7 protein-coding genes are annotated in these 7,186 nt (G+C 32.3%); 4 read left to right on the top strand and 3 right to left on the bottom strand.

Annotated elements, in window-relative coordinates:
* The first annotated feature begins 52 nt into the window (after nucleotides 1-52).
* Nucleotides 53-553, top strand: coding sequence for a S9 family peptidase (locus tag GKZ86_RS25090; protein WP_154785755.1), 501 nt, complete (start codon nucleotides 53-55; stop codon nucleotides 551-553).
* Between the two features lie 81 nt (nucleotides 554-634).
* On the opposite strand, the gene GKZ86_RS25085 is transcribed toward GKZ86_RS25090, so the two are convergent.
* Both GKZ86_RS25085 and GKZ86_RS25080 read right to left on the bottom strand, forming a co-directional pair.
* Nucleotides 635-907: a DUF6520 family protein gene (locus GKZ86_RS25085; protein WP_154785754.1), complete on the bottom strand. Its 273-nt coding sequence runs from the start codon at nucleotides 905-907 to the stop codon at nucleotides 635-637.
* A 91-nt stretch (nucleotides 908-998) separates the two neighbouring features.
* On the bottom strand, nucleotides 999-2,519 hold the full coding sequence (locus GKZ86_RS25080) for a MauE/DoxX family redox-associated membrane protein (protein ID WP_154785753.1): 1,521 nt from the start codon (nucleotides 2,517-2,519) through the stop codon (nucleotides 999-1,001).
* A gap of 1,033 nt (nucleotides 2,520-3,552) precedes the next feature.
* On the opposite strand from GKZ86_RS25080, the gene GKZ86_RS25075 reads away from it, so the two are divergent.
* The 3 genes from GKZ86_RS25075 to GKZ86_RS25065 all read left to right on the top strand — a co-directional run bounded on the left by GKZ86_RS25075 (nucleotide 3,553) and on the right by GKZ86_RS25065 (nucleotide 6,492).
* Nucleotides 3,553-3,798, top strand: coding sequence for a hypothetical protein (locus GKZ86_RS25075; protein ID WP_154785752.1), 246 nt, complete (start codon nucleotides 3,553-3,555; stop codon nucleotides 3,796-3,798).
* Between the two features lie 982 nt (nucleotides 3,799-4,780).
* Nucleotides 4,781-5,173 (top strand): plasmid mobilization relaxosome protein MobC, encoded by a 393-nt coding sequence (locus tag GKZ86_RS25070; RefSeq protein WP_194632681.1) that lies wholly within the window; start codon nucleotides 4,781-4,783, stop codon nucleotides 5,171-5,173.
* The gene (locus GKZ86_RS25065; RefSeq protein ID WP_154785750.1) at nucleotides 5,158-6,492 is read left to right on the top strand and encodes a relaxase/mobilization nuclease domain-containing protein; all 1,335 of its coding nucleotides are present in this window, start codon (nucleotides 5,158-5,160) and stop codon (nucleotides 6,490-6,492) included. Before GKZ86_RS25070 ends, GKZ86_RS25065 begins: the two co-directional genes overlap by 16 nt.
* Before the next feature lie 508 nt (nucleotides 6,493-7,000).
* On the opposite strand, the gene GKZ86_RS25060 is transcribed toward GKZ86_RS25065, so the two are convergent.
* Nucleotides 7,001-7,186, bottom strand: a 186-nt coding sequence (locus GKZ86_RS25060) for a prolipoprotein diacylglyceryl transferase family protein (RefSeq protein WP_195936699.1), incomplete at its 5' end; no start/stop codon positions are given.

Below are 7,186 nucleotides of genomic sequence, written 5' to 3'. Positions count from 1 at the left end.
TTAGGTGGTCAATTTAAACCAAAACTTGGTGGTCAATTTAAATTGGAATCAGATGATCAATATCACTGGTTTTTACAGCTACGAAGCTAATTTCATCATTACCCAAACCAATTTGTTTGCCACAGCGGTATCGAGCGCCGGTGTAGCAGATTTGACAAGCTGGTATTTAACAATGGGATGGAACACCGGTACCCCGGAGATCTGGCGTTTTGAAAATCAGCAATGGCGTATGGGTAAATCACTTTTTGAAGATAAAGCAGCCTACAACCGTAACTCTCCAATGGAACATGTAACCAATATTCAAACTCCATTACTCTCCTGGACAGGTAAAGAAGACCGGCAGGTACACTGGTACCAAAGCATAGAATTTTATCTGGCGCTCCGAAGATTGAATAAAGAACATATTATGCTCGTGTATCCACAGGAAAAACATCTACTTAGGAATCCGAAAAATCAAAAAGACCTAAGTGAACATATCAAACAGTGGTTCGATTATTATCTTCAAAATAAAAGTATACCTTCTTGGGGTATTACTCCCTTAAAATCATTATGAACAAAAACAATGCAGTTCCAATTATAAAATCCGGAACTGCATTGTAAATGAACCCAGCACTCTGGCTTTAAGTTCTTTAAATTAATTCAATTTGTATAATACTCTGTTACAAGTAGTACCACTGGCATTCAAACCAAAAACCTGTTGGTTTGTACTTTGAATGGTACAGATATCACCTGATGGTACATTATCACATTCGACAGATTCAGTACATGGATCCGGATTGTTGATGTACCCTTGTACAGGAGCACTAACATTTGTTGTTTTGCCATTTGGATTTGAGGCAAAAGCACCTACAATTGCTAAGGCAAAAGCCGCAGTAGGTAAAAGCATTTTTACATATGATCTTTTCATGGTAATAAAAATTAAATTTAAAAAAAATATCTACTTTTTTCTACAGGTGTTCGATTACATTCCTGATACCCGGGCCCTGGGTATATTATCATCATAATTCACTCCTATAATGTTCCAAAAGTGAATTACTAAACTCGTAACAAACAATATGATTGCCAATAAGGGCATAGAGATAATTCTCATGCGCCAGTATGCTTCTTATTTTATCATCTCCAATGTTATATACATAAAAGCTTGAGACATAAGAAGCATCATTCAAATTATAAACGTCAACAGTACTTGCCTGACTCCACAGATCTTTGGGCTCATATAAGCCATGAGCCGGCGAATGAATAAAAAGTAAATTTTTATAAACAGTACTGGTTTTATTAACGATAAGCGGTGGCGCTGACATTTTCTTTTGATTGCGGTCTGAGAGATAGGAAACTTTAATTTGAGCCTTGTTTGTAGTATCAATAGTTTTTCCTATATATTTTAAATCAAGCGAATCATTAGCCACTACAAATTCATTGCGGTATAAATAAACATAAACAATACGTTTTAGACCCAAACTGTAATGCAGCATCCCATCGGTATCAAAAACACCATCAATTTGTTTTTGTAACAAATCCGGGTTTAATTTTACATTTACAGTTTTCCCAACTGCCATAGATCCAATAATATTTTCATTATTATTTACAGCTTGTCCTCTAAAGGCAAGCCTGCGGGAATCCATTGGTGTGATCCGTGAAAAATAAGCTTTATCATGCATAAAAAGTGAGGCTTTCCAATTGGATAGTTCCCCTCTAAACAAACAAGGTACATTGCCGTCAGCAACAAAAAAGTAGGGTGGAAAAATACTAATGGTAACCGCTTTAAATCCAAAATTACTTTTGTCCAATTCTATTTGGAATACCTTCTTGTTTTTTAAAATGCTATCGAGTGTCAAAATATGTAATGGCGCTGTAGTATTCCCTAAATACAAATTTCCGTTTGCTGCCCCGGCAAAATAATATGAATTATACCGTAAATTGGCTTCACTTATTTTTACAGCCTGATGATGTGGAAAACGGCGTATAAAACTATTGCGATGATGCATGATGTCCTCTGATAAAATAAACAGTAGCACAACAATTCCAATACTAAAAAAAACACTTCCCGAAAAAGAACTGACAAGAACAGCGGGTTTTGAAATCCGGGATACCTTTGGCATCCCACCGGCCAGTATCAGTATACCCGCTGCTGCCAGCATTATGAAAACAAAATTAAAAAAAAGATGTTCCTTCCATCCCATTTTCTCCAGGATTCCTCCACAGGAACACGGAACAAAGCTGCTGTAATTTAAAATAATATAGATATAAGTGGTAAACATAACCATCAAACTAAAGGCTGCAAAAAGACCACTTAATCTGCATTTTTTAAAAACAAGTAACAATACAATAAGCAATTCCAGTATTGGTACAATCCACGCAATTGATCCTGCAAAAGCGCTCAGTAGTGGGGATTGTCCAAGCTGGACACGAAAGTTCTCAAAGTCAAGTAATTTACTCAGCGCCGCATATACAAATAGAATTACATACAACAGACAAATTATCTCCAGAATTGCATTTTTGATTTTTATATTTAGCTTCATGTTTTCTAATCTTTAAATTGATTGAATTATGAAATATCAAATCATATAATTGGTATGAAATTTTATTTCAGTTTTGAATTTTTGCTATTATTCAAATAGTAAATTGTACTCACTAAATCAAATTCCATTAAACTCAAAAAGAAAAACATTTTAATCCTTTTTCTTTTTTTAGAGTTAGATCAAAACAAAACTACAATAGATTGTTTTACAAAGTGTTGTCAAAATCCTGCCAAAGTTTTGCCTTTTCCTGCCATTTTTATTGCGAATAATTAAAAAGAAATATTTTTTCTTATAAAAAATATTATGAGTTAAATTGTATCCAATTAGTGTTTTAAAAAATATTCTTATTTCTAACTTTTTTAGATACCGATACAATAAATTTTATTATCTTTTTTAAAATTCAATTTGTGATTGTTGCTCAAACAAAATTACAACAGGCTATTTGATTGCTTGTTATCAAAAACGGAGCAAAACTTATCAAAAAAGATTTTTTTTAGTTATAGTTTGTAAAAGATGGAATTCAAAATGTCTGAGGTTCGTGTTTTGAAGAAATAACAGACTATTTTTTTTCTATTTTATTATACAATAGATTTCGACATCCAATTCAAATTACATTTAATAAAAAAGTTTTTTATTGCTCATTTAATTTTTATAATTCTGATGAAACAAAATTACAATAGCCTTTTTGATAACTTGTTATCAAAATCCGGCATCAATTTGTCAAAATCCGATATTTTAGTTAAAGTTTTCAAAAAAAAATTCTTAAAATAAAACTGAGCATCAATATGTTCAATAAAAAATGACAAGTACTATGTTTAATTTCTGATAAGTACCTCGCAATTATGATCTTGCCCCTAATGAAAAAACAAACTGAAATAGTAAAAAAAGATCTTGTAGTTTCAGTTAATAAAATCACAGAAATAGATTCTCTGCTTTTATGTCGAGAATTGATGGACAAAAAAAGACTTTCTGTCTCTTTTTTGTTTTGGAATACTATTTGATTTACATCATAGAACTACCAAAAACTGACACCATGGATAAAACTATAAAGCTCCGAGTAAAAAAAGAAATTGAAAGAAGTAATGAGCTTAAAGTATTAAAACTAAAAGGTTCTTTAATTACCAAAGGCTACACTGAAATTATTCACATTGCAGATGAAAATGAAGATTTTTATCTCAACTCATTTTCGACTTCTGTTGAACACAAAAAAGAAGCGGAAGATTTTGTATTGGATTATATCTCTGTCAATAATCTAATTGACACAATTACTTTACTGTAAAGAGATAATTTCAAATTGCATTTATGTTTTCAGAACACCCACAAAAATCTTCATAAAAGCATTCAGAATTTTGTGGATTATGAAAGTCATATTGTTTGAAAAAGTACACTTCTTCTTTTGTTGTTTTTTGATTGGTTTTAAGAAGCGTACACTTTCAAAAGACTTTTTAAAACTTTTCAAAAAAGAATAAAAAGCAAGCGAATTTATTGGACATCTGCAAACGAAGTGCGCATAATGACACGCCTCGTTCCTCGCCCTGCCACCCTTCGGGACTTATAGCACTTCCTTTGCCTGGCTGTCCCATTTTTAGATTGCTTTCTTTTTTTTCGTTTTTTTCTTTTAAAATATAAATTTAAGGCAAGAAACATGAACCTTTCTTCCGAAAATAAAAGTTCGTTAAAAAGTAATAGAAAAGAAACAAACGCAACAAATTAGAATGATCAAAAAAGTCCCATACAAAGTAAAGATAATTCGTTTATAACGACGATCAATTTTAGCCAACTCAAAACTTAATTTGGCTTTTTCCCTATCGATTATATTTTGGTATCTGTCTTTCATTATTTCAAAGATATTAAACTTGCAAAAGATATTCTTACGGATTCCCGTACCACATCCTTTTATTTATATCACATAGATTTACTTTTGAATTATTTACCCCTCCAAAGTAAAATTTAGCTGCGATAATTAGATGATTTTTTCCTTGATCAATTCTTTCTTTTAAAGAAAAAAACTAAATATGACCTTAGCTTTTTTCCAACTATCAATAGATGTCATGGTCAAAATATGTCCATGTTGGTCTAGTTCCAAATATTCTATTTAATTTAGTACTTACCTTATAGAAGTCTAAAATACTGCCTCGTTCCTGCAGTCAGCAAGATGTATGGTTGTCGGACAACCACCTATCTTGCCACCTATTACCTCGGAACTCGGTGGTGGAGACACTAAAAGAAAAAGAGTTTGATAACAATGAAAATGAAAGATGATGGAAAGAGAAAATTCAAACAGAACACGCAAAATTACTTTGCGACTCACAACAGAAGAATATGCAAAAATTGAGCAGAAATACAAAGCCAGTACCTGTCGTAAGTTAAGTGATTATCTTCGCAAGAACCTATTCGACAAGAACATTACCACCACTTACAGAAATCAGTCGTTAGATTATTTTACAGAAGAAACAATACTACTTCGTAAGGAGTTAAATGCTATTGGAAGTAACCTGAATCAGGTCGTGAAAAAACTGCATACCCTGCAACAAATTCCGGAATTTAGAGTCTGGATTATTAGTTTTGAAATAGATAGAAAAATCATAAATGATAAGATAGAAGGAATTAAAAGTCACACCAGTAAAATTACAGACAAATGGTTGCAATCATAAAAACAAGCCATTCAATCCGTAGCGTTTTTTATTATAATGAGAACAAAGTAAAGGCGGGTAATGCAGAGTGTATTGCAGTGGGTAATTATCCTAATGATGTCGATAAAATGACTGATATTATGAAGCTAAATCGGTTTGTAAAACGAGCGGAATTAAACGAAAATGTAAAATGTAATACGCTTCATATTTCCCTGAATTTTGACCCGTCGGAAAAACATTCCAAAGAAAAACTAATTGTTATTGCCGATACTTATATGGAGAAAATCGGTTTCGGTGAACAACCTTATTTGGTGTATCAACATCACGATGCCGGACACGAACACTTGCACGTGGTTTCTATAAATATTGAGAAAGACGGTAAACGAATCGATCTGCACAATATTGGTTTGAGAAAATCGGAACCTGCAAGAAAAGAGATTGAACAGCAATTTGGACTGGTAAAAGCAGAAGGAAGAAAAAAGGAAGAAAAATTTAGTTTAGAGCCTGTTTCAATGGGCAAGGTTCAATATGGAATGATTGAATCTAAGAAAGCCATATTTAATGTTCTAAATACGGTTCTGAACCATTACAAGTACGATAGCTTTGCTGAGCTTAATGCCGCTCTCAAACAGTACAATGTCATGGCAGATCGTGGCAGTGAGAATTCGAAAATGTTTTTAGCAAAGGGATTAGTATATCACATATTAGACGCAAATGGAAAATCAATAGGTGTTCCAATAAAATCCAGCAGTTTTTACAACAAACCGACTTTGAAGTTTTTAGAGGAAAAATTCAAGAATAATGAGGTTAAAAATCCACTTGATAAAACACGAGTGAAAAATGCCATTGATATGGCATTATTAAGAGAGCGAGCAATGCCGATAACCGAACTTGCAAGACGATTGGAAAAAGAGGGCATCAGCAGCATTTTTAGAAAAAGTGAAGAAGGTTTACTCTATGGCATTACCTATATTGACCATACAACAAAAAATGTTTTTAATGGCAGTAGCTTGGGTAAACAATACAGTGCAAAAGCTATCGAAGAACGATGCCGATTAAAGGTTGCTGGTGAACAAAAAAGAAATCAGATTTATGAAAAGCTTCGTTCTAAAGAATCACTAATTACTGTTTTTGAACAACAGAAGAACACACTCACTATTCCTGATATAGTAAAAGTATTGGATGTGCTTACGTCGGAAGGGAAACAATATTTTGCAATGTTACCAAAGTTAGATAAGATTATTGATAATTTAATGCAGGCTGAACAGACAACGGATTATTTACCATATCAGTTGAAAAACAAAAAAAATAAGAAAAAACGAAGAGGATTATCTCATTAATTTTTTAACTTACATATTAGTAAGACACTAACATTTAAAAGCTTATTCCTCTTAAAACCAAATCTCTTTTATGAAAACCACCAGACCATTAGAACTTGTATATTTTATGTATTTCCAACCCCAACTAAGGATAAAGGAATAGTTTATACTTTTATTTGCTCTTAATGATTATTCGGAATTCTTTTTATATCGGTACAGAAATCAATTTAAATGAACACTCTATCGTGGATAATATAATTCGTTTTACTCAGAACAAGGAATTTACTGGACGTATTGGCAACAAAATCGTTTACCATGATGTTACCTTTTGAAAAGGACATCATACTGCATGATTTGATTACTGATGTACTAAAGTTTTTAAAGGAAGTATAACCTCTTATAATTCTCTCTCAAAACTTAACGATAATTCCATACTAGGGTGTGTACATATAATCGGTTCCGTTCAACCCGGTATTCATTGTTCGTGCTGCCCACCCAACTAAACCCTTGCTGTTGGTGGCTGGTTTTTTTATTTAGTTTCTTTTCTTATTAAATTATTACCCATAAAATATATTCCGATTATTATAAATGGAATACTTAATAGTTGCCCCATATTTAATTTCATTCCATTTTCAAATTCCACTTGATTTATTTTTACAAACTCAATTAAAATTCTCATTGTAAAAATTAAGGTTATTGCTAAACCAAACAAAAA

The organism is Flavobacterium sp. LC2016-13, from assembly GCF_009707955.1.
Lineage (GTDB): Bacteria > Bacteroidota > Bacteroidia > Flavobacteriales > Flavobacteriaceae > Flavobacterium.
This window is presented reverse-complemented; position numbering and strand designations above follow the sequence as displayed.

What these genes read in the sequence shown, in the direction of transcription:
- GKZ86_RS25090 (WP_154785755.1), top strand. Translation starts at nt 53, where the DNA reads ATGATCAATATCACTGGTTTTTACAGCTACGAAGCTAATTTCATCATT.
- GKZ86_RS25085 (WP_154785754.1), bottom strand. Translation starts at nt 907, where the DNA reads ATGAAAAGATCATATGTAAAAATGCTTTTACCTACTGCGGCTTTTGCC.
- GKZ86_RS25080 (WP_154785753.1), bottom strand. Translation starts at nt 2,519, where the DNA reads ATGAAGCTAAATATAAAAATCAAAAATGCAATTCTGGAGATAATTTGT.
- GKZ86_RS25075 (WP_154785752.1), top strand. Translation starts at nt 3,553, where the DNA reads ATGGATAAAACTATAAAGCTCCGAGTAAAAAAAGAAATTGAAAGAAGT.
- GKZ86_RS25070 (WP_194632681.1), top strand. Translation starts at nt 4,781, where the DNA reads ATGGAAAGAGAAAATTCAAACAGAACACGCAAAATTACTTTGCGACTC.
- GKZ86_RS25065 (WP_154785750.1), top strand. Translation starts at nt 5,158, where the DNA reads ATGGTTGCAATCATAAAAACAAGCCATTCAATCCGTAGCGTTTTTTAT.